18 protein-coding genes are annotated in these 21,775 nt (G+C 58.1%); 12 read left to right on the plus strand and 6 right to left on the minus strand.

Annotated features, from left to right (window positions below; translation table 11 throughout):
• Positions 1-129 precede the first annotated feature (129 nt).
• The 7 genes from RB2501_RS15130 to RB2501_RS15160 all read left to right on the plus strand — a co-directional run bounded on the left by RB2501_RS15130 (position 130) and on the right by RB2501_RS15160 (position 8,362).
• Complete coding sequence (locus tag RB2501_RS15130) at positions 130-3,276, plus strand: PVC-type heme-binding CxxCH protein (RefSeq protein WP_015755746.1); 3,147 nt, start codon at positions 130-132, stop codon at positions 3,274-3,276.
• Positions 3,277-3,298: 22 nt separating this feature from the next.
• The gene (locus tag RB2501_RS15135) at positions 3,299-4,297 is read left to right on the plus strand and encodes a ThuA domain-containing protein (protein WP_015755747.1); all 999 of its coding nucleotides are present in this window, start codon (positions 3,299-3,301) and stop codon (positions 4,295-4,297) included.
• 193 nt (positions 4,298-4,490) lie between these two features.
• Entirely contained in the window at positions 4,491-4,664 is a 174-nt protein-coding gene (locus tag RB2501_RS15140) for a Lacal_2735 family protein (RefSeq protein WP_041327931.1), read from the plus strand.
• A 25-nt stretch (positions 4,665-4,689) separates the two neighbouring features.
• Entirely contained in the window at positions 4,690-5,379 is a 690-nt protein-coding gene (folE, locus tag RB2501_RS15145) for a GTP cyclohydrolase I FolE (protein ID WP_083760738.1), read from the plus strand.
• A 98-nt stretch (positions 5,380-5,477) separates the two neighbouring features.
• Positions 5,478-5,990, plus strand: a complete 513-nt coding sequence (locus RB2501_RS15150) for a hypothetical protein (protein WP_041327324.1) — start codon at positions 5,478-5,480, stop codon at positions 5,988-5,990.
• A 76-nt stretch (positions 5,991-6,066) separates the two neighbouring features.
• Complete coding sequence (locus RB2501_RS15155; protein ID WP_015755751.1) at positions 6,067-7,767, plus strand: GMC oxidoreductase; 1,701 nt, start codon at positions 6,067-6,069, stop codon at positions 7,765-7,767.
• A 1-nt stretch (position 7,768) separates the two neighbouring features.
• Positions 7,769-8,362 (plus strand): gluconate 2-dehydrogenase subunit 3 family protein, encoded by a 594-nt coding sequence (locus tag RB2501_RS15160; protein WP_041327325.1) that lies wholly within the window; start codon positions 7,769-7,771, stop codon positions 8,360-8,362.
• A gap of 5 nt (positions 8,363-8,367) precedes the next feature.
• On the opposite strand, the gene RB2501_RS15165 is transcribed toward RB2501_RS15160, so the two are convergent.
• Together RB2501_RS15165 and RB2501_RS15170 are read right to left on the minus strand one after the other, a co-directional pair.
• Complete coding sequence (locus RB2501_RS15165) at positions 8,368-10,578, minus strand: xanthine dehydrogenase family protein molybdopterin-binding subunit (RefSeq protein WP_041327326.1); 2,211 nt, start codon at positions 10,576-10,578, stop codon at positions 8,368-8,370.
• An 83-nt stretch (positions 10,579-10,661) separates the two neighbouring features.
• Complete coding sequence (locus tag RB2501_RS15170) at positions 10,662-11,126, minus strand: (2Fe-2S)-binding protein (RefSeq protein ID WP_015755754.1); 465 nt, start codon at positions 11,124-11,126, stop codon at positions 10,662-10,664.
• Positions 11,127-11,247: 121 nt separating this feature from the next.
• Between RB2501_RS15170 and RB2501_RS15175 the strand changes: the two genes are divergently transcribed.
• Together RB2501_RS15175 and RB2501_RS15180 are read left to right on the plus strand one after the other, a co-directional pair.
• Positions 11,248-12,549, plus strand: coding sequence for an NAD(P)/FAD-dependent oxidoreductase (locus RB2501_RS15175; RefSeq protein WP_015755755.1), 1,302 nt, complete (start codon positions 11,248-11,250; stop codon positions 12,547-12,549).
• Between the two features lie 144 nt (positions 12,550-12,693).
• Positions 12,694-13,977 (plus strand): prolyl oligopeptidase family serine peptidase, encoded by a 1,284-nt coding sequence (locus RB2501_RS15180; protein WP_041327327.1) that lies wholly within the window; start codon positions 12,694-12,696, stop codon positions 13,975-13,977.
• 21 nt (positions 13,978-13,998) lie between these two features.
• On the opposite strand, the gene RB2501_RS15185 is transcribed toward RB2501_RS15180, so the two are convergent.
• Entirely contained in the window at positions 13,999-14,925 is a 927-nt protein-coding gene (locus tag RB2501_RS15185) for an MBL fold metallo-hydrolase (RefSeq protein WP_015755757.1), read from the minus strand.
• 88 nt (positions 14,926-15,013) lie between these two features.
• On the opposite strand from RB2501_RS15185, the gene RB2501_RS15190 reads away from it, so the two are divergent.
• The 3 genes from RB2501_RS15190 to RB2501_RS15200 all read left to right on the plus strand — a co-directional run bounded on the left by RB2501_RS15190 (position 15,014) and on the right by RB2501_RS15200 (position 17,695).
• Positions 15,014-15,703: a response regulator transcription factor gene (locus tag RB2501_RS15190; protein WP_015755758.1), complete on the plus strand. Its 690-nt coding sequence runs from the start codon at positions 15,014-15,016 to the stop codon at positions 15,701-15,703.
• A 15-nt stretch (positions 15,704-15,718) separates the two neighbouring features.
• Complete coding sequence (locus RB2501_RS15195) at positions 15,719-17,116, plus strand: sensor histidine kinase (RefSeq protein ID WP_015755759.1); 1,398 nt, start codon at positions 15,719-15,721, stop codon at positions 17,114-17,116.
• 87 nt (positions 17,117-17,203) lie between these two features.
• Complete coding sequence (locus RB2501_RS15200; RefSeq protein ID WP_148214403.1) at positions 17,204-17,695, plus strand: universal stress protein; 492 nt, start codon at positions 17,204-17,206, stop codon at positions 17,693-17,695.
• A 53-nt stretch (positions 17,696-17,748) separates the two neighbouring features.
• Here the strand turns inward: RB2501_RS15200 and RB2501_RS15205 are convergent, their stop codons facing one another.
• The 3 genes from RB2501_RS15205 to ftsA all read right to left on the minus strand — a co-directional run bounded on the left by RB2501_RS15205 (position 17,749) and on the right by ftsA (position 21,775).
• Positions 17,749-18,207 (minus strand): GatB/YqeY domain-containing protein, encoded by a 459-nt coding sequence (locus RB2501_RS15205; protein ID WP_041327329.1) that lies wholly within the window; start codon positions 18,205-18,207, stop codon positions 17,749-17,751.
• A gap of 122 nt (positions 18,208-18,329) precedes the next feature.
• Positions 18,330-20,378 carry a cell division protein FtsZ gene (gene ftsZ, locus RB2501_RS15210; protein WP_015755762.1) on the minus strand — a complete coding sequence of 683 codons (2,049 nt, stop codon included), beginning with the start codon at positions 20,376-20,378 and terminating at the stop codon, positions 18,330-18,332.
• Positions 20,379-20,443: 65 nt separating this feature from the next.
• Positions 20,444-21,775 carry a cell division protein FtsA gene (ftsA, locus tag RB2501_RS15215; RefSeq protein WP_015755763.1) on the minus strand — a complete coding sequence of 444 codons (1,332 nt, stop codon included), beginning with the start codon at positions 21,773-21,775 and terminating at the stop codon, positions 20,444-20,446.

Consider the following 21,775-nt stretch of genomic DNA (forward strand, 5'->3'; position numbering starts at 1 on the left):
TGCAACATGCCCCCGGGAAAGCAACCCCCCCTGTGCGGATATCCGCACAGGGGGGTTGCATTTTTGAAGCCCTGTTAAAAAAAGTATTTATCTTAGGGCTTCCCAGCCCGCATATCAACCCACCGACAGATGTCCCATCCCTTTCGACGAATTATCATCCCGATACTTGTTATTTCTACCCTGGCCGTTTTATCCGGCTGTTTTCGCTGGGATCAGGATCCCGTGGTTCCCGTGCGACAAGGCCAGTCTATCGTCTTCCTGGGCAATAACCTGCCTTCCCGAATGATGCATTACGGGTATTTTGAAGCAACCCTGCAAGCCGCTTACCCGGACAGCCTGCTGCAGATCCGCAATATGGGGGACGGGGGGAATACCCCGGGGTTCCGGCCCCACTCCGGAAGGATGCACCCCTGGGCATTTCCGGAAGCGGAAGCACTTCTCGGGGAACTCTACCCCCCTTCCGGGAGTGAGGGCCACCTGGAAAGTCCCGACGAGTGGCTCGCCCGGCTTCGGGCAGATGTCATCCTCGCGTTTTTCGGCTTTAACGAGGTTTTTCGCCCGGATAGTTACCGGGAAATTACCCGGGACGAACTCCGCGCATTTATATCCCACACGCGCTCCCAGCTGTACAACGGGGCTTCTCCGCCCCGGCTGGTACTCCTTTCCCCCACCGCAATGGAGGCGGTTACCGGCGGTCCGGACCTCCCGGATTTTCAGGAAACCAACAAAAAGCTGGAGGCCTACACCGCCATGATGGAAACTGTGGCCGTCGAGGCCGGGGTGCCCTTCCTGGATCTGTTCCACCCCTCAAAAGAGTGGTTCGAAGGGGAAGAGAACCTGACCATCGACGGGCTGCAACTCAACGATGCCGGCTACCGCCAACTGTCCGCTTACCTGGCCGGGCAACTTTTTGGCGTCGACGCAGGGGTCCCCGAAGATGAGGCCCTCCTCGCAGCGGTCCGGGAAAAAAACTGGTTCTGGCACAACGATTTCAAAATCCCCAACGGCGTCCACGTTTTCGGGAGGCGGTACGACCCCTTTGGGCCGGACAATTACCCTTACGAGCTCGAAAAGATCCGCCAGATGACCGCCGTCCGCGATACGGCTATCTGGAAGACCGCGGCAGGAGTGTCCTACGACGTGGCTGCTGCCGACTCGCTCACCCGTCCCCTGCCTCCGGTCCAGTCCAATTACAAGCCCGACCAGTACGGGCACGGAGGAGGTGAATACCTCTACGGGGAGGAAGCCCTGGCCACGTTTACGCTGCCACCGGGATATGAAATTTCACTCTTTGCCTCAGAATCGGATTTTCCGGAGCTCGCCAACCCGGTGCAGCTTTCCTTTGACGATGCCGGCCGCCTCTGGGTGGCCACCATGCCCTCCTACCCCCATTACCGGCCGGGCGATTCCAAACCGGATGACAAGCTGTTGATCCTGGAGGACCTCGACGGGGACGGCCGGGCCGATACGGCAAAAACCTGGGTGGACGGACTCCACCTGCCGGTGGGATTCGAATTGAGCCCGGAGGGCGTCTACATCTCCCAGGGCACCCACCTGAAGCGCTACCGGGATACGGACGGGGACGACCGGGCCGATACCGAAGAGATCGTCTTCAGCGGGTTTGACGACCATGATACGCACCACGCCATCAGCGCATTCACTTCGGATCCGAGCGGTGCGATCTATATGGGGGAAGGCACCTTCCTCCATACAAACGTCGAGACCCCGTACGGCCCGGTCCGGGGCACGAATGGCGGCTTTTACCGTTACAACCCGACCCGCCGGCACCTGGAACGGACCGCCCAGTTACCGATCCCAAACCCCTGGGGGATCGCCTTCGACCGGTGGGGCCAGCCCTTCTTCCTGGATACCTCCGGTCCGGCCCTGCGCTGGATGTTACCGGGAACCCTGCAACCTGAATACGGCATTTCCCACCCGCTACCGGCAGACATGGTCCCCGATGCACACAAGGTCCGCCCCACCTCAGGGCTCGAATTTGTCTCGAGCCGCCATTTCCCGGATTCGGTCCAGGGAGATATCCTCCTGTGCAACGACATCGGATTCCTCGGGATCAAACAACACGCCCTGCGGGAAACCGGAACCGGCTTCTCCCTGGAATTCCGGCAGGACCTGCTTCGGAGCAGCGACCCGAATTTCCGCCCAGTGGACCTGGAATTCGCCCCCGACGGCAGCCTGTACGTGGTGGACTGGCACAATATCCTCATTGGCCATATGCAGCACAACGCCCGGGACCCCTATCGCGACCACAGCCACGGCCGTATCTACCGCATCACCCATACGGAGCGGCCGCTGCTGTCCGCCCCGGACCTGCAGGCGGCCCCGGTTGAAGAACTGGTCAGGGCCCTCGGAGCCCCGGAATACCGGACGCGATACCGGGCCCGTCGGGTGCTCAGGGGGCGCGACCCGGACGCGGTTTCCGAGGCATTGAGGAACTGGACCGCCCGACTCAACCCGGCCCACCCGGAAGCGGAACACCAACTTCTGGAGGCCCTCTGGACCAGCTGGGGGATCGGCAGGCTCGATACGGCTTTGCTGCGGGAACTCCTGGATTCAGAAGACCCCCGGGTACGCGCAGCCGGGGTTCGGGCCGTCCGTTACAATACGCATTTGCTCCCGGACCATGTGAAAATACTGGAAACGACGGCCGGTGATCCCCATGGTCGTGTTCGGATGGAGACCCTGGCGGCAGCATCCTGGCTACCGGATTCGACGGCCCGGAACATCCTGCAAATCCTCGGCGAGTCCGGACTGGACAGCTGGAACCGCGAAGCCTTCCTTGCAGTAAGCAACCGGCTTTACGGCGAGAGGCAAAGCGATGTGGAGGACAAGGGCCCGCCAGTACCGGACGGATTCAGCGAACGAGACAGTACGTTATTTGTCAGCGGTCGGGAAATCTATCTGCGGGAAGGGTATTGCGCCACCTGCCACCAGGAAGACGGGCAGGGCCTGCCCGCTTCCGGTTTTCCGCCCCTGGCCAACAGTTCCTGGGCCACCGGTTCGCAAGAGCGCCTGATAAAACTAACGCTTAAAGGCCTGCAGGGCCCGCTGATGGTCAATGCCGTTCAGTACGACGGCAAGGTGCCGATGACGGCTTTTGAGGGTCTCCTCTCCGACGAGGAGATTGCCGCGGTGCTCACTTATGTGCGCAACGCCTTCGGGAACCGGGCCAAACCGGTGTATCCGGAATCCGTGGGGCGTATCCGGGAAGCGGTCCGGGAGAAAAAAGGATTTTATCACACAGAAGAACTGCAATAGTCTTTTGAAAAACGTCACGCCCATGAAGTACGCCACACCCATAAAAAACGCCATCCTCGCGTCCGTTTGCCTGGTGGCATGCCTCCCCGGGATGGGTTGCAGGCAAGCGGCTGAACCGACAGGGCAGGCAGCAGAAACGGAAAAAAAACCCCATGTGGTATTTGTCATTGGGGACGAGGAATATCGCTCCGAGGAATCCATGCCGATGTTGGCCGGGATTCTCAAGAGGGAGCTGGACGCGGAGGTAACGCTCTGTTTCTCGGTAGATTCCAGCGGGGTGATCGACCCAAACCGCCTGGATCATATCCAGGGGCTCGCTGCCCTGGACAGCGCGGACCTGATGGTGTTGTTTACCCGATTCCGCGCGCTGCCTGAGGCCGAACTGGCCCACATTACCCGGTTTGCCGAATCCGGTAAACCGATGGTGGGGTTCCGGACGGCCACACATGCCTTTCTCTATCCGGATTCCACGGAAAACGCCCGGATGAACAACGCCTGGCCGGCCCGGGTCTTTGGGCAGCAATGGATTACCCACCACGGACACTTCGAGGACGGGAATGACCCATTGACAGCTGTATCCCTTGCGGAAGGCGTGGAGCATCCGATACTGACAGACGTGAATGCCTTCCAGGCGTATTCCTGGCTTTACCATGTGGACGGAGGCGATTGGGAGTTACAGGGAGATGCCGCGCCCCTCCTCATTGGGAGGTCCCTGCGCTCCAAGCACGAGATGGACGGCCGCCTGGACGAATTCCCGCTGGTCAATCCGGTTGCCTGGACCAAATCCTATACAGGGGAATCGGGGAAAACGTCCCGGGTGTTCTTTACCACCCTCGGGCATCCTTATGATTTTCGAAACCCGAATATGCGCCGACTCGCCCTGAATGGCATCTACTGGGCCCTGGGACTCGAGGTACCGGAAGACATGGACGTGTCCTATACACAGCCCTACCAACCCAATAATTCCGGGTTCGGGGAGGTCTACAAAAAAGGCCTTTTGCCGGAAGGGCAGCTCCCCTAAACCCTGTGACGGTCAGGCTACAGGACGGCTCCTGAGACTCCCATGGATGACTCCGGCACGGCTGGTAACCCGGAGGATGGCTGAAAATCCCCGCAATACGGCACGAATTTCCATGATTTCTATAATTTTGTTTATTGTTTAACATTAATTGTTAAACATTATGGGTACATTTTACCCTATAAACCGATATGATATGTTTGGATTCCTAAAATCCCGTACTCCCCGTGAGAAACTTGAGGTGCGGTACAAAAAACTCCTGGGGGAAGCCCACAAACTCTCCCAGACCAACCGCTCGCAGGGCGATGCAAAATACGCGGAGGCCGAGGCCGTCCTTAAAGAAATAGAAATGCTGGATTCGGGTGCCTGACCCGATTCCTCACAATAATCGATTCATGCAAAAACTACCCACTACCCCACCCGTGCAGGTTAACGGGACACCCAGAGAAGGCACCGGGACTGCATCGCTCCCCGAGCACCTGCAAACCCCGCTCTGCGAGGATGCCTTTGATCTGAGCGACGCCGAGAAAAAAGTCCGGATTGCATTCTATTTTCAGCGGATTATGGAAACCCTCGGTTTGGACCTCAACGACGATTCCCTCAGGGATACCCCTGCCCGGGTAGCCCGGATGTATGTGGAAGAGTCCTTTTCCGGCCTGGATCCAAAGAACAAACCCCAGGTATCCCTGTTCGAAAACACTTATCGCTACGGGCAAATGCTGGTAGAAAAGAATATTTTGTTCTATTCAAATTGCGAGCACCATTTTGTGCCCATTTTCGGAAAAGCCCATGTAGCCTATATCTCCTCCGGCAAGGTCATCGGCCTGTCCAAACTCAACCGTATAGTGCGCTACTATGCCCAACGGCCGCAGGTGCAGGAGAGGATGACCTGTCAGATCGGGGCCGAATTGCAAAACGTGTTGGGCACCCGGGACGTCGCGGTAATCCTCGATGCGAAACACCTCTGTGTGGCGTCCCGGGGCGTACAGGACGATTGCTCGGAAACCCTCACCTCATTTTATGGAGGTTGCTTTGAAAGCCCCGAAAAAATGGCGGAATTGCAATTCTACCTCCGGGGTTGCTGAGCAGTCCTTACAACCGCAATCGCACTTTTCACAACAAAAAGGAGCCCCGTGGGGCATAAATCGGTCGCCCGCCCGTTATGGTAAGCAAAATTCCGATTATGCGAAGCTTATTTTTTTCGATACTCTTTCTGGGGATTGTCGCTACGGCCACCTCCCAGCAGGGATTTAAAATCGGGGCACACGGATCGTTGCCCGTCACCTCGGAGGTCAATGACGTGGTGAGCCTGGCCGTGGGGGTGGATGCCGGTTACCTGGCAGCCCTTGGGGAGGTGGTAGACCTTGGCGCCATGGTCGGGTTTATCAACGGGTTTCCCGAAAAATTTGACAGCGGGGGCGCGGACCTGCCCAGCGTTCAGTTCCTGCCCCTTGCCGGCAGCCTGCGTATCTGGCTGTCGAATTCCTTTTCTTTTGGGGGCGATGCCGGATATGCCCTGGGCCTGAATGACGGAAATGACGGCGGGTTGTACTACAAACCCGTTATCGGATTCCTGATGGGGGCCCAGACAGAAGTAAACCTGTCCTACACAGGCATCGAAACCGACGGGAGTCCCTGGGCAACTGTCAATCTCGGGTTTCTCTACACCTTTCCGGAAGCGAACCGGTTTCGCTAAATTTCCCGGGGGCACGCGAAATCACCTGGCGTACTTTCCGGAAATCGCTATCTTAGGCGCTGACCAAACTCCTAAAATGGCAAATTTTAATATCGATGCCCGCCAGGCGATGACCTACGACGCCATCGTGATCGGGTCGGGTATCAGCGGCGGATGGGCCGCCAAGGAATTGTGCGAAAAAGGGTTGAAGACCCTGGTCCTGGAACGGGGTCCGATTGTCGAGCATGTGGCGGACTACAAAACCATGAACGACGACCCCTGGGACCTGGAACTCCGGGAATCCCTGACCCCGGAGGAACGCCGGAAACACTACAAGGGTATCCGTTCGGGATTTATCGGCAAGTCCGTAGAGCATTTTTACGCAAACGACGCGGAGAACCCCTATACGGAAGTTAAGCCCTTTCTCTGGATCCGCGGCCACCAAATGGGCGGCCGATCCCTCCTTTGGGGGAAACAGACCTACCGCTGGAGCGACTTGGACTTTGAAGCGAATGCCAGGGACGGCTATGGGGTGGACTGGCCCATCCGATACAAGGATATCGAACCCTGGTATACCTATGTGGAGAAGTTTGCCGGGATCAGCGGGGAACCCCTGGGTTTACCGCAGTTGCCCGACAGCCACTTCCTGCCACCGATGGAGTTGAACTGCGTGGAGAAACACGTAAAGAGCCGTATTGAAGAGCAATTCCCCGGGCGCCACATGATTATCGGCCGGGTGGCACACCTGACTGAGCCCCTCAATGGCCGCGGGAAGTGCCAGTACCGGAACCGGTGCAGCCGGGGCTGTCCGTACGGAGCGTATTTCAGCAGCAATGCAGTGACCCTGCCGGCCGCCCAGGCCACGGGGAACCTGACAATCCGCCCCTACTCCATTGCCCAGTCCATCCTCTACGACGAAGAGAAGGGCCTGGCCAACGGGGTTCGCATTATCGACGCGGAAACCGGGGAGTCCATGGACTACCGGGCACGCATCGTTTTCTGCAATGCCTCCGCCCTGAGTACCACTCAAATCCTGCTGAACTCCAAATCGAACCGCTTCCCGGAAGGGATGGGGAACGACAGCGGGGAACTGGGGCATAACCTGATGGACCACACCTACCGGGTGGGGGCCACAGCGCGGGTCCCCGGGTTTGAGGATAAATATTACAGCGGCCGCAGGCCAAACGGCATCTATATCCCGCGTTACGTAAACGTGGACGAAGGTTCCAGGTCCCAGGATTTTGTCCGGGGCTTCGGCTTCCAGGGAGGCGGATATCGGGGAGGGAACCCGGCCAATATCCCTGAATTTGGGGCCGGTTTCAAGGACGAAATCCTCAAGCCGGGACCCTGGGAATTCTTTATTACCGGATTTGCAGAATGCCTTCCCTACCACGAAAACAAGGTGACCCTGGACACTGAAAACACGGATAAATGGGGCCAGCCTACATTGGCCATCGACTGCGAGTTCAAGGAAAACGAAAAAGCCCTGAACCGGCAGATCCGCAAGGATGCGGTTGAAATGCTCGAGAAGGCCGGCCTTGAAAATGTCATGGGTTTCGACAACGAGCATGAACCCGGCTACGGCATCCACGAAATGGGAACCGCCCGTATGGGTCGCGATCCCAAAACCTCCGTGCTGAACGGTACAAACCAGGTACACGCAGTGAAAAACGTCTTCGTCACGGACGGGGCCTGTATGACCTCGTCTTCCTGCGTAAACCCTTCACTGACCTATATGGCATTGACCGCCCGTGCAGCGGACCACGCGGTATCCGAACTCAACAAATTCAATATCTGACATGGATCGAAGAAGCGCGCTCAAGAGAACCGGACTGATGGCGGGGGCTGCCCTGGCCCTGCCAACTGCCCTGTCCCTCCTACAATCCTGCCAAAAAGAAAAACGGCCGGACTGGAAACCGGAATTCCTCACGGCCAGCGAGGCAGCCCTGGTGGCCGCCCTGGTGGACACGGTCCTGCCCCGGACGGAAACCCCGGGCGGGCTGGATGTAAAGGCCGATATGTTCATGGACAAAGTCTTCGCCCGGGTGTACGACCCGGAGGCCCGGGAGGCACTCCGCAGGGAACTGGCCGCCTTTGATTCCCGGTGCATCGATGGGTATGGAGAGGTGTTTGCAGAACTCGGGGATACCGACCGCGCAGGTGTACTTAAAGCCGAGGAAGCCGCCGGCGGAAAATTCAACCCGGGGGTATGGGGGACGGCCGTCGGGGAACAGGAACCCGTCGGTTTTTACCGCAACCTGAAATCCATGATGGTCTGGGCGTATTTCTCCTCGGAGGAAATCGGCAGGAATGTACTTAGCTACGACCCGATACCCGGGGCGTTCCAGGGGTGTATCCCCCTATCCGATGTGGGGTATCGCTGGAGCCTGTAGCCGGCTTATCCGATAATCCGCCGTTCCCCGAAGAAAGGCTGTTCGTAATACCGCGTACCCGTCGCCTTGTAGAGCGCATTGGCCAGGGCCCCCTGGACAGGCGGCAGGGAAGGCTCCCCGAGACCCGTCGGGTCGATCCCGTTGTCCACAAAATACGTTTCAATGGATTTGGGCGCCTCGGCGTTGCGGATTAGCCGGTAGGTATCAAAGTTTGATTGTTCTGCCCGGCCGTCCCGGAAGGAAAGCGCGCTGAATGTCGCATGCCCGATACCGTCGACGATACCACCTTCCACCTGGTTTTTGGCGCTGAGCGGATTGATAACGATACCGCAATCCACTGCGCAATACACTTTCTCCACCTTGGGCGTATTGGCTTCCACCTTCAAATCCAATACCTGGGCCACATAGGAATTGTGGCAGAAGTACGCCGCCACGCCGCGCGACAGGCCGCTGGGCGGCCCCGCTTCCCAATTCGATTTCTCCCTGACCAGTTTCAGCACACCTGCATAACGTTCCGGGTCGTAATCATTTGTTTCAGGGTCCCCGACCGGGTCGCTGATCGCCCGGTCAAAGAGTTCCAGGCGGAACTCGATCGGATCCTTACCCGCCGCCTCGGCAACTTCATCCATAAAGGCCTGCTCGGCCCCAGCGATAAAATTGGAGCGGGGCGCGCGCCAGGCTCCGGTGGTTACCAGCGTCGGCAGGGCGTGTTTCTCGGCCAGGTAGTTGTCTACTGCACCGGCGGGGAAACGGTTCTCAAATACCAGGTCGTCGTTGGTACCCACCCCGCGGACATGCCAGGCAATCAGGTTGCCCGCTTCGTCCAGGCCGGCCTTGTAGCGTATTTTATAGGAGGGCCGGTAGGTGCCCTGGGTCATATCATCCTCCCGGGAGTAAACGAGCTTTACAGGTGCCTGCATCTTTTTGGAAATCATCGCTGCTTCAACGGCGAATGTTCCGTAGAGCCGCCGCCCGAAGCCGCCACCCATCCGGGTCATCATCACATCGATCTTCTCCTTGGGCATGCCCAGGACGGAAACCAGCGTATTCTCCAGGTATTCCGGAGTTTGTATGGGGCCGAGCAACTCGGCTTTCTCCGGGGTTACATGGGCAAAGAAATTCATGGGTTCCATCGTGTTGTGGGCCAGGTAGGGCGCACTGAAGGTGCTTTCCACCACTTTGGCCGCCTGTGCAAAGGCCCGATCCACATTGCCGTCCTTCCGCGCGGGTTTCTCGGGGGCGGTTGCCAGCAGCTTCTCGAGTTCTTCTTCGTGGAATGCCGTACTCTCCAGGGTCCCGTCTGCCTCCCACTCGGCCTGCAACGCCTTCTTGGCCTGCATGCACTGCCAGGTGCTTTCGCCTACAATAGCTATCATCTCGGGGATGGCTCCCCCGTCCGACCATTGCCTTTCGGCCCCTTCCGGGTAGACCACGATCGGGAACACATCCCGGATACCGGGCATGGATTTTACCGATTCCGCGTCAACGGATTTTAATTTCATCCCGAATGCCGGCGGATGGGCCACCATGGCGATCAACATCCCCTCGCGTTGCACATCCAGGCCAAACAAGGGCTTGCCCGTTACAATCTTTGGGCCGTCCACGTTTTTGCGGTCCGTCCCGATTATCGTAAAATCCTTAGGTTCCTTCAACGCCACTTCCTCCGGGACTTCAAGCGCTGCAGCAGCAGACGCCATTTCCCCGTACCCGGCCGATTGGCCGGAGGCTTTGTGATGAAGCATCCCCATCTCGGTGGTTACCTCCTCCACCGGGACCTCCCAGGCCCGGGCCGCTGCCTCTCGGAGCATCTGTCGGGCTGTCGCCCCGGCCAGCCTGAGACCCTGCCAACCCTGTCGGATGGACTGGCTGCCCCCGGCCAGTTGGCGCGTGAAGATATCGAGGTTCAGGGGGGCCTGCTCCACAATCACGCGTTCCCAATCAATATCCAACTCGTCTGCGACGATCATCGGCATGGCCGTCTTGACATTCTGCCCGATTTCCGGGTTGGGCGACATGATGGTCACCACCCCGTTGTCGCCAATCTTGAGGAAACCGTTGATTTCAAACCACTCGTCGGGCATGGCCAGGGCAGCTTCCCGGGCGGCCTCGTCCTTGCAGGAGGCGAGCCAGCTGAAGCCGAGCATCATGCCTCCCCCCGCCAGGGCGGAAGATTTTATAAACGAGCGTCGTCCGATGGATGTTTTTATCAGTGTCATTTTCTTGGGATTAATTGGATTCTAACATGTTAAATGGGTGGCTCAAAACCCTGGATGGTGCCTGCAATTCTCTCAGGCGTACCTCAGGTAGCCGATTGGTCAGCAGCCATCCTGATGGCCTTTTTAATCCGCACATAGGTGCCGCACCGGCAAATATTGCCGTTCATAGCCGATTCGATATCCGCATCGCTGGGGTTCGGGTTTCCCTTGAGCAAGGCGGCAGCCGACATGATCTGTCCGGCCTGACAGTACCCGCATTGGGGGACGTCCACTTCCAGCCAGGCCTTCTGGACCGGGTGATCGCCGTTCTCCGAAAGGCCTTCGATGGTGGTGACTTCCTGGTCGCCTACCGAGGATACCGGCAGCGAACAGGAACGGGTTGCCGTGTCCCCGAGGTGTACCGTACAGGCACCGCACTGCGCTATCCCGCAGCCGTATTTGGTACCGACCATATTCAGATGGTCGCGCAATACCCACAAAAGCGGGGTGGACGGATCTGCATCCACCTCCATTGAGGTTCCGTTAATTTTCAGGTTATAAACTGCCATGGATAAAAATTTTGCAATAAGTTAGTGAGTTTACCAGAATTATACCCGGACGCTACTTTGATAAACTGTTAAATCGACAGATATTTAACAATTATTAACAACGCTTCCGCATTCGAATTACATGGAAAACAAACCCCAGGTCGTGATCGTGGGCGCCGGCTTCGGCGGGATCGAACTCGCCAGGTCCCTTCGGCGTTTGCCCGTGGATGTCCTGCTGATTGACCGAAACAACTACCACAATTTCCAGCCGCTAATGTACCAGGTGGCAACTGGAGGGCTGGAGCCCGACAGCATAGCCTACCCGGTTCGGCGCATCTTCCGCCGGTTCCGCAATGTCCGGTGCCGGATGGCGGAGGTCAGCCTGGTGGACTGGGAGCGCAGCCGCTTGTTTACCTCCATCGGTACCGTGCCGTACGACTACCTGGTAATCGCCACGGGCAGCCGGACAAACTATTTCAACTTTGAATCCCTACAGGATCGGATGCTCACCCTCAAGTCGTTGCCGGATGCCCTGAACCTCCGGAGTTTCGTCTACCAGAACCTGGAAAAGGCCATCGCCAATTACAGCGGGGAGCCCCTGGAGGAAATCATGAATATCGCCATCGTGGGAGGCGGCCCTGCAGGCATTGAACTGGCCGGGGCCCTTGCCGAGATGAAAAAACACGTTATCCCCAGGGATTTTCCCGACCTCGACACCTCCCTGATGAGCATCAACCTCTACCAGAGCGGCGATCGGGTCCTTAAGGCCATGTCGGAAATCGCCTCGGAAAAAGCCCGGGAGTACCTCGAGGACCTGGGCGTCAACGTCCTGCTCAATTCCCGGGTGGCCGATTACCGGGACGACCAGGTGCATTTATCGGACGGGACCCGGTTTCCCACCGACACGGTTATCTGGACGGCAGGGGTCCGGGCCGCCCCCTTAAATGGCTTGCCGGAATCCTGTCTGCTTAAGGGGAACCGCATTGCGGTAGACCCCTGCAACCGGGTAGCCGGCCTGGACAATGTTTTCGCCATTGGCGACGTAGCCGCCTGCATTGCGGAGGCAACCCCGCGCGGCCTGCCGATGCTGGCTCCGGTTGCCCAGCAACAGGGTCGCCACCTGGCCGGGAACCTGGGTCGCTTGTTAAGGCGTCGGGATTTAGTGCCTTTTGTTTACCGCGACCGGGGCGCGATGGCCACCGTTGGGAGGGCGCGGGCGGTAGCCGACCTGCCCAACTGGAAATTCCAGGGAACTTTTGCCTGGGTGGTCTGGATGGCCGTCCATATCTATTCCCTGGTCGGCTTCCGGAACAAACTCTCCGCCCTCTACCACTGGGCTTTTAATTACCTGAGTTACGACCGCCCCCTGGGTTTGATCATCCGGCCATACCGAAGGGAAGCGCAGGATGCGGCCAGTGACAGGCGGCCGGGGCCCGGCGATTAAACCCTGGCCCGGAATCGGCGTCTAACATCCTGGGGCCTGTTCCGGCGTACCCCCTGCGCAACCCGCCGGGGATTCCCCGGGAAGCACAAATTGCACAGCACCCGGAAAAACAACAAACCTAACATCCTTAAAAAACCAAACCTGATGAAACAAATTAAACTACTGTTGATCCTTGCGATCCTGACGGGAACCAGCGGCACGATCCTGGCCCAGAATGCCGGAAACTACAAGATTCTCGTCGAAGGCTTTGACTGGGGCCCGGCGGTGAACAAAGTTGTCCTGGAAATGGGGGAAACCCTCAGCGAACCCCCTACCGGAGATTTCTCAGTTCACGCCACGCGCACCACGGACCTGGCGGAAATACCGGAAGCCATGGCAGCCGGACCCCGGACCGTCCTGAGTACGTACGTATCGGATGCCAACGGCAACCGGGTCGCAGCAGGTTCCCACCTGACGCTTGTCCTCGCTGTCGGGCCCCAAATGCCGATCGGATCGCCATTCCAGTATGCTCAGAACGAAAAGGTCCGGGGCAATTTCTGGGTGGACTACCGCGTGGCGGTTACCCACCTGCCCACACTGCGCACCTGGACCGAGAAAACGGGCCGGATCATGCCTCTGGCAGACTCCTTTGACCTGGAGGGCTCCTTTCAGTATGCCCCCGGAAAATCCATGTCCTACGCCGCTTTCAGCCCGGCTGCAGGGGGTGGCAAAAAACCACTCATCATCTGGCTCCACGGGGGCGGGGAAGGCGGGACAGACCCCACAGTGGCCCTGCTGGGCAACCGGGCCGCTAATTATGCATCCCCGGACATCCAGGTCCTCTTCGGGGGCGCGTATGTCCTGGTTCCCCAGGCTCCGACCTTCTGGATGAATCGGGAAGGCGGCGGCTATACCCGGGGGGATGTCGAGGACATATACAACGAAGGATTGATGGACCTGATTAAGGCCTATGTCGCCGATAACCCGGGAATCGACCCGGACCGGATCTACGTGGGCGGCTGCAGCAACGGGGGCTATATGAGTCTCAAACTGCTGTTGAAGGACCCGGATTATTTTGCGGCGGCCTTCATCAGCGCACTGGCCTACCACGCCGAGTACGTTACCGATGCGCAGATCCGCAGTATCCGGAAGGTGCCGATATGGTTTATCCATTCCAAGGACGACCCGGTGACCCTCCCGGAAGAAACAGCAGTACCCATTTACAACCGCCTGCTGGAGGCGGGTGCCCGCAATGTGCATTTCTCCTATTACGACCACGTAACGGACATAACCAACCAGTATGGGGGGGAAGGCTTCCATTACAGCGGCCACTGGTCCTGGATCTATTCCCACGCCAATGTGGCCCGCCAGGATTTTGACGGGGGGCCTGTACTGGTAAACGGGCGGCCGGTTACGGTTATGGAATGGCTGGCGGCCCAGGAGAATTGATGCGCCGCCCGTGCCGGCCGGTCAATCTGCCGTCTCGTAGGCAAACTGAACGATTCGGGCAGGGCCTATAAAACCCTGCCCTTTGGAGGCATCCCACTCTGCGGTCAGGTTCATGGCCTGTACCTCTTCCAGGGATTTTCCGCTGTTACGCGCCGCCCGGACCCGGTTGCGGATGGTCGCTACCATATCCCGGAATTCCAGGAGTTCCGGCCGGCCCATTACGGGTCCGTGGCCCGGGATAATCCGCGTGTCGTCATCCACGATAAACAAGGCCATATTCAGGTTGCGCAGCAGCCCGTCGATATCCCCTCCGGATGACTGGTCGATATACGGATACCCGTTTACAAAGTTGTCGCCCATGTGGATGGCGTTTTCCCCGGGGAAGTAGATATAGGTATCTCCGTCCGTATGAGCCGGGTCCACATGCATCAGGTGCATGCTGCGCCGGGGGCTCAGGTGCAGGGTCAGCTCGTCGTTGAACGTAATCCGGGATAACGCGGCATAGGGCGCTGGTTCGGACACTCCTCGTTCGCCCCGGTCTACGCGCATCCCCATGCGTTTCCGGACATTTTCGTGGGCCACTAAGATGGCACCCTGGTTTGCGAGGTTTTCATTGCCCCCAACGTGGTCGCCGTGCCAGTGGGTATTCACCACAAAACGCACGGGTTTGTCGGTGATTCCCGAAACCGTTTCCAGTATCTTCCCGGTCAGTTCGGCAAACTGGTCGTCGATGATATAGGCGTAATCGTCCCCGAGCGCCAGGCCGATATTCCCCCCGGCACCGAAAAGGACATACAGGCTGTCGGTAACCTGTTCCGCAGTAATCTGTACCTGGTCCCAATCGCGCTGGGCCGGAAGTTCATGTAAAGACAGGAAGGCCGCCGCAAGGAAGGTGAAAAGGCCTTTTAAGACGGGTATTCTTTGGCGGTGAGTCGCGGTCGCTGGCATAACGGGATGGTTTTAAGTGTCCTGAAGATAGCCAATTTCGATTTTAGTGGCAATTCCGTAGATTTAATACCGACCAAAGCCGCATCCCATGGGGAACCGCATCCTCCTGATCGAAGACGAATACGCCATTGCCTCCTTTGTTACCCAGGGATTGCAGGAATCGGGCTATGCGGTCGCGGTTTGCTACGACGGGGAAAAGGGGCTTGAAATGCTGCAGGATGGGGATTTCGACCTGGTCATCCTGGATATCGTCCTGCCTGGGATGGACGGACGGGAGGTGGCCCGTACTATCCGGGGCCAGGGTCTGGACCTTCCGATTCTGATGCTCACCGCCCTCGGTTCTACTGAAAACGTCGTCCGGGGTCTCGATTCGGGGGCGGATGACTACCTGGTCAAGCCATTTAAATTCAAAGAGCTCGAGGCGCGGGTCCGGGCCCTTTCCAGGCGCCGGTCTTCCGGTCCCCGGGGCAACCGCACCCTCTCAGCGGGCAACCTGGTTCTCGACCGGGATGCGAAAACCGTCAGACGCGGAGAAGCGGATATCCACCTGACCGCTACCGAGTACCGCCTTCTGGAGTACCTTTTGCTCAATAAAAACCGGGTGCTGAGCCGGATTGACATCCTGGAAAGCGTCTGGGACATCACCTTCAACCTGGGGACCAATGTGGTGGATGTATACGTAAATTACCTGCGGAACAAAATCGACAAACCTTTCGATTCAAAACTGATCCACACCGTGATCGGCATGGGGTACACCCTGAAAGACAACGAACCCTAAAACCCGGACCCACTCATGCGCCTGCGAACCCGGATCACCGCCATTTTTGTCCTGCTGACCGCCCTGTTGCTCCTGGGGGTCTTTACCTTTATTTTCCTGTTTTCCGGGTTTTATACCCAAAGGGAATTCCAGGTCCGGATGGAGGGTCGCCTCTTCCAGCTGGCCACGGAGCTTGAAACCACCCCGGGGGTGCTGACTACATCCGGGCGGGTATCCACCCCGGGCCTGACCCCCAACCAGCAGCCGGCGCTGCCCGAAGAGGCGGTGGGGGTCTATCCGGTCCCTTCGCGCCCGGATATGGCCCGAATCGTTACCAACCAGGGGTTGCCCGATGCTTTTACCCGGGACCTGCTGGCAGGCGGGACGGCCGCCTGGGAACAGGGAGGGCGCTATTACCGGGGGACGCTCCTGGACCTGTCGCAGGGGGAAACCCTGCTGCTACTCAGCGCACGGGACACCTACGGGCTCAATAAACAGCGTAACCTGCTGAACCTCCTGATCCTCGCCTACGCCCTGAGCCTGGCCTGCCTGTTGTTGTTGGGCGAGTATTTTGCCACCCAGGCGCTGAGCCCGATTAACCGGATCATCCGGAAGGTGCAGTCCATTCGGGCCGGAAACCTGGATGACCGTCTGGAGGTGGGCCGGGGAAAGGATGAACTCGCCGAACTGGCCGGGACGTTCAACAACATGCTCGACCGCCTGGAAATCGCCTTCGACCAGCAAAGCCGCTTTATCAACAACGCCTCCCACGAATTGCGGAACCCCCTTACGGCCATCCTGGGGCTTACCGAGGTGGGACAGGCCCGGCAGCGGGATGCCGCCTCCTACAGGGAGCTGCTGCGGGACATTGAACGGGAAGCACAACGCCTGGACCATTTGGTGGACGGGTTGCTCCAACTCGCACAGACCGGGGAATCCGGCAAAGGGTTTACCGCAGTACCCTTCCGGATGGATGAAATCGCCATGGAGATCAAAGAGGCGATGACTGTTTCCGGCCCGGGCGGACGGATTCGTCTGGACCTGGAAGAATTGCCTGAAGATGCGCGCGGGATTACCTTAACGGGCAGCCCGACACTCTTTAAGGTAGCCCTGGGAAATATCGTCGAGAATGCCTGTAAATACTCCGGAAACGAGCCTGTACAACTCCGGGTCCTCAACGACGGAAACGACATCCTCATCCTGGTGGCCGATAAAGGGATTGGGATTCCTTCCGGTGAACTCACCAATATTTTTGAGCCCTTTTACCGGGGTTCGAACGTCCGGTCCAGCCGGGGATACGGATTCGGCCTGCCGATGGCCTACCGGATCATCCGCCTGCACCACGGGGATATCCGAATTTCATCCCAACCGGGCAAGGGAACCCTGGTAACGATCCGCGTTCCGAATCTGCAGGGGCAGCGCGGCCTGGCTTAAAAAGAATTCTAATCCCATTCTAATCTGCTTCTTAAACCGTTCCAATCCCCGGGGTGTAATTTCACACCCAATGAATATCAGCAAGTTATGAGAAATGTCCTAATCCCTACCGATTTTACCCCCGAGTCGCTTCAACTCATGGAGTACGCCCTGCTGAATTACCCCGGCGAGCCGATACATGTAGTCCTGGTCCACGGGTTCCGCTCCCCGGATTCCAAATGGGGCCTGATCCAATTCTCCACCCGCAGTGAAGTGCGCAAATTGCGGTCGGAAGACTTTGAAAATGCCCTGAACCGAATTTGCCGGACTCACGGGAAATCCATCGGGTCGGTACAGACCCTGCTTTTTACGGGGCGGAATACCCACGCCTTTAAAAATGCGATAGAACCTCTGGAGATTACCGATGCTGTCGTGCCGGAAAACGGTACCCTCAACTGCCGGAACCGACGCAGCTTCGACCCTACCCGCTATATACGCAAATGTGTGGACCGCGTAGCGGAGGTGCCTTATGAAACGGATCAAAAGGAGGCTTCAAAACAACAGTTCTCCCTCCAGAACCTGCTCAACCTGCGCACCTGACAGCAAACATGACAGCAAACCTGCGCGCCTGATTCAACCTTGGGCAGCTGATTCTAGCCCTGGGCAGCGAGTTGTTTGCGGACCATAGCGGCAAGCGTCTTCCCATCTGCCCTGCCCGCGAGTTTTTGGGTGACAACCCCCATGACTTTTCCCATATCCTGCATGCCGGCGGCATCCAGCTGGTCTATGGCGGCAGCTACCTCGGCTTCCATTTCCGATTCGCTCAGCTGTTCAGGCAGGAAACGTTCCAGGATGGCGGCCTGGGCCAATTCCGGCCCCGCCAGGTCTTCCCGGCCCTGCTTTTGGTAGATCTCCGCGCTCTCCTTGCGCTGTTTTACCTGCTTCTGTACCAGGGCAATCTCCTCTGCCTCTGTCAGGCCTTTGGCCCCTCCCTTCTCGGTTTTGGCCAGCAACAACGCCGATTTTACGGCCCGCAGCGCCTCCAGTGCCACGGTATCCTTGGCCTTCATAGCGGCCTTCATCTCGTCCATGACGTGGTCTTGTAGTGACATTATGATCGGATTTAAATGGATGACAAAGATACGCAACCCGCCCGGGGTGTAAAAATAACCCCGGCCACAAGGGCCGGGGTTCGTTCCATACAGGTCGCAGTGGGGTGAAACCTGCGTGGGGATTAATCTACATTGTCGTGGAGGAAGGAATTGTTGGAGCGGAGCCGCATCTCCTCGTTGCTGTCCTCGCTGAGGGTGGTCCTGGAAACCTTTGAATCGCCCCGTTTGGCGTCGGTGAGGTCCACTCCCTGCCGCTTATAGGCAGGTTCCTTCTCAATATCGTCTATCGTAGTCCGGTTGTGCTGGAACTTGTAGTTGAAGTCCTTGAGTTTCCGTCGGCGCTCGTCGGCGCGTTCCCGGAGGATCTCGCTGATCGGCCGGTCGGTGGGGTCGGCATCCGGGGTTGGGCTTTCCGACCCGGAACCCTCCACCGTCTTCTTCTCAAAAACCAGTTCGTCCTCGACGATTTTCGGTTCGTATTTTTCCGCCTTGGAAGTAGCGCCGGTCAGTTGCTGCTCCAGTTCCATGTAATCCTCCAGGCTGTATCGGGTTTCCCCTTCCTTCTTGTACTCGAGTACGGGGGTAATCTCTACGTGTTCCCGGACCTCCATGTCGCGGACATCCTCATCCAGGTCAAAAGTGATAACGTTTTCCGCGGATTCCTCCGAGTCTTCCTGCGTATCCAGCGGCATGTCGAAGTGCAGGCTGATCTGGTCCTGCTCCGGCGCATCCGCCATCACCACTTCCGGGTCCACCACTTCGATATCGTTGATCAGGTCTTTGGAATCGATGATGATAAAATCTTCATCAGCTGCTACTCCTTCCGCCACGACCTCTTCGTAAAACACATTGAAGTTGCGGATGTACTGGGTGGTGGGGATAAGTTGCTGACCTTCTTCCGCGGGCGGGGCAGTTTCCGGGGCAGCTTCCGGGGTGCGGGACGCATCCTCCCGGGCCGCCTCCGGGGTGCGGGATGCATCCTCCCGGGCCGCCTCCGGGGTGCGGGACACATCCTCCCGGGCCGCTTCCGGGGTCGCGGCCGGGTTTTCCGTCCCGGGGTTCCGGTCGGCATCATCCAGTTCCAGGGTGTGGACAACCCGCTGCGGGCCGGGCTCCGAAAGGTCTTGCTGGGCCTTTTGCTCGTCCTCCAGGGTGTGGATGATTTTTTTGGATTCCGTATTGACAATATCGTTCTGCTGGTCGATGTTAAAACCGGTGGCTATCACGGTCACGGCAATCGCCTCGCCGAGCCCCTCGTCCTCCCCGACACCCATGATGATATTGGCCCCGTGGCCGGCTTCGATCTGGATGTGGTCGTTGATTTCCCCGATCTCGTCGATGGTGATTTCCTGGGAGCCGGAAACGATCAGGAGCAACACGTTCTTGGCGCCGGTAATCTTGTTGTCGTTCAGCAGGGGCGAATCCAGGGCCTTCATGATGGCTTCCTGGGCCCGCGCTGAACCGGTGGCCGCCGCAGACCCCATGATGGCGGTGCCGCTGTTGGAGAGTACCGTTTTGGCATCCCGCAGGTCGATGTTCTGGGTGTAGTGGTGGGTAATCACCTCGGCAATGCCGCGGGCCGCCGTGGAGAGCACCTCGTCGGCTTTGGAGAAGCCCGCCTTAAAGCCCAGGTTCCCGTAGACCTCCCGCAATTTGTTGTTATTGATAACAATCAGGGAGTCCACGTTGTTTCGCAACCGTTCGATACCCCGCTGGGCCTGTTCGCAGCGCATTTTCCCCTCAAAGAGGAACGGGATGGTAACAATCCCCACCGTGAGGATGTCCATCTCCTTGGCCTGCTTGGCGATGATAGGCGCAGCCCCGGTTCCCGTACCGCCCCCCATTCCGGCGGTAATGAAAACCATCTTGGTGGTCTGCTGGAGCATCTGTTTGATCTCTTCCATACTCTCCAGGGCCGCCTGCTCCCCTACTTCCGGATTCGCCCCGGCTCCGAGGCCCTCGGTAAGGGAAACACCCAACTGGATTTTGTTGGGGACCGCGCTGTTCTGCAGCGCCTGCGCGTCTGTGTTGCATATTACAAAATCGACCCCGTTGATCCCCGCCTGGAACATGTGGTTGATGGCATTGCTGCCACCACCGCCAACGCCGATAACCTTGATCACGTTGCTTTGGTTCTTTGGCAGGTCGAAGGTGATATTGTCCATTTCCATGTTGTTGCTCTTTTATTGATTTATGAATGGGTATGTGGTTGTTCTTTCAATTGCGGCTTAGCCGGCTATTCGGCGTTATCCAGAAATTCCTTGAGCCGGTCTGTCCATTTATCGAATACCGAGCGTCGCGGTTTGTCCACCTCCCCGGACTTCCCGGATGCCGGAGCCCCTTCCAGGACCATCTCCTTTTCGCTCTCCTGTGCTTCCGAGGTACCGTCCTTGCGGGTATGGCGGTGTTTGTTCTCTACAGCGTTCATCAGCAGGCCCACCGCCGTGGCATAGGTAGGGCTGGCAATCTCCGTGTCGGAATCCCCGGCCAGGTGTTCGTTCGGATAGCCGATACGCGTGTCCATCCCGGTGATGTATTCCACGAGTTGCTTCAGGTGCTTGAGCTGGCTGCCGCCTCCGGTCAGCACAATCCCTGCAATCAGTTTCTTTTTCTGGTCCTCGTGCCCGTAATTCTTAATTTCCAGGTACACCTGTTCGATAATTTCAACGACCCGGGCGTGGATGATCTTCGAGAGGTTCTTCAGGGTGATCTCCTTGGGTTCCCGCCCCCGCAAGCCGGGGATGGATACGATTTCATTGTCTTTGTTTTCACCCGGCCAGGCCGAACCGAATTTGATTTTGAGCAATTCCGCCTGCTTCTCGATGATGGAACAGCCTTCTTTGATATCCTCGGTGATCACGTTCCCCCCAAACGGGATGACGGCCGTATGCCGGATGATGCCGTCCTTGAAGATGGCCAGGTCTGTGGTGCCGCCCCCGATGTCGATCAGGGCCACACCCGCTTCCTTTTCCTCCTGGCTCAGGACTGCATTGGCCGACGCCAGGGGCTCCAGGGTGATGTTTTCCAGGTCGAGCCCTGCGCTCTTGATACAGCGCCCGATGTTTTTGATGGAGGAAATCTGCCCGACCACTACATGGAAATTCGCTTCCAGCCTGCCGCCGTACATCCCGATCGGCTGCTTGATCTCCGCCTGTCCGTCTACCTTGTACTCCTGGGGCAAAACGTGGATAATTTCCTCCCCCGGGAGCATGACCAGTTTGTAGACCTGGTTGACGAGCTTCTCCAGGTCTTCCTCCCCGATCACCTCTTCGGAATTCGCCCGGGTAATGTAGTCGCTGTGCTGCAGGGAACGAATGTGCTGCCCGGCAATCCCGACCGTCACTGCCCCGATCTTCAGGCCGGAATCCGATTGGGCTTCCTCAACGGCCTGCTGGATGGATTGGATGGTTTGGGTGATGTTGTTTACCACACCCCGGTGCACCCCGAGGCTTTTGGACCTGCCGATACCCAGCACTTCGATTTTACCATACTCGTTTTCCTTACCGATAATGGCGACGATCTTGGTGGTTCCAATGTCCAGTCCTACTGAATACTTCGCTTCTTCCAT

This window comes from Robiginitalea biformata HTCC2501 (genome assembly GCF_000024125.1).
GTDB lineage: Bacteria > Bacteroidota > Bacteroidia > Flavobacteriales > Flavobacteriaceae > Robiginitalea > Robiginitalea biformata.

Coding starts and splice junctions, on each gene's coding strand:
- RB2501_RS15130 (WP_015755746.1), top strand. CDS start 130: ATGTCCCATCCCTTTCGACGAATTATCATCCCGATACTTGTTATTTCT.
- RB2501_RS15135 (WP_015755747.1), top strand. CDS start 3,299: ATGAAGTACGCCACACCCATAAAAAACGCCATCCTCGCGTCCGTTTGC.
- RB2501_RS15140 (WP_041327931.1), top strand. CDS start 4,491: ATGTTTGGATTCCTAAAATCCCGTACTCCCCGTGAGAAACTTGAGGTG.
- folE (WP_083760738.1), top strand. CDS start 4,690: ATGCAAAAACTACCCACTACCCCACCCGTGCAGGTTAACGGGACACCC.
- RB2501_RS15150 (WP_041327324.1), top strand. CDS start 5,478: ATGCGAAGCTTATTTTTTTCGATACTCTTTCTGGGGATTGTCGCTACG.
- RB2501_RS15155 (WP_015755751.1), top strand. CDS start 6,067: ATGGCAAATTTTAATATCGATGCCCGCCAGGCGATGACCTACGACGCC.
- RB2501_RS15160 (WP_041327325.1), top strand. CDS start 7,769: ATGGATCGAAGAAGCGCGCTCAAGAGAACCGGACTGATGGCGGGGGCT.
- RB2501_RS15165 (WP_041327326.1), bottom strand. CDS start 10,578: ATGACACTGATAAAAACATCCATCGGACGACGCTCGTTTATAAAATCT.
- RB2501_RS15170 (WP_015755754.1), bottom strand. CDS start 11,126: ATGGCAGTTTATAACCTGAAAATTAACGGAACCTCAATGGAGGTGGAT.
- RB2501_RS15175 (WP_015755755.1), top strand. CDS start 11,248: ATGGAAAACAAACCCCAGGTCGTGATCGTGGGCGCCGGCTTCGGCGGG.
- RB2501_RS15180 (WP_041327327.1), top strand. CDS start 12,694: ATGAAACAAATTAAACTACTGTTGATCCTTGCGATCCTGACGGGAACC.
- RB2501_RS15185 (WP_015755757.1), bottom strand. CDS start 14,925: ATGCCAGCGACCGCGACTCACCGCCAAAGAATACCCGTCTTAAAAGGC.
- RB2501_RS15190 (WP_015755758.1), top strand. CDS start 15,014: ATGGGGAACCGCATCCTCCTGATCGAAGACGAATACGCCATTGCCTCC.
- RB2501_RS15195 (WP_015755759.1), top strand. CDS start 15,719: ATGCGCCTGCGAACCCGGATCACCGCCATTTTTGTCCTGCTGACCGCC.
- RB2501_RS15200 (WP_148214403.1), top strand. CDS start 17,204: ATGAGAAATGTCCTAATCCCTACCGATTTTACCCCCGAGTCGCTTCAA.
- RB2501_RS15205 (WP_041327329.1), bottom strand. CDS start 18,207: ATGTCACTACAAGACCACGTCATGGACGAGATGAAGGCCGCTATGAAG.
- ftsZ (WP_015755762.1), bottom strand. CDS start 20,378: ATGGAAATGGACAATATCACCTTCGACCTGCCAAAGAACCAAAGCAAC.
- ftsA (WP_015755763.1), bottom strand. CDS start 21,775: ATGGAAGAAGCGAAGTATTCAGTAGGACTGGACATTGGAACCACCAAG.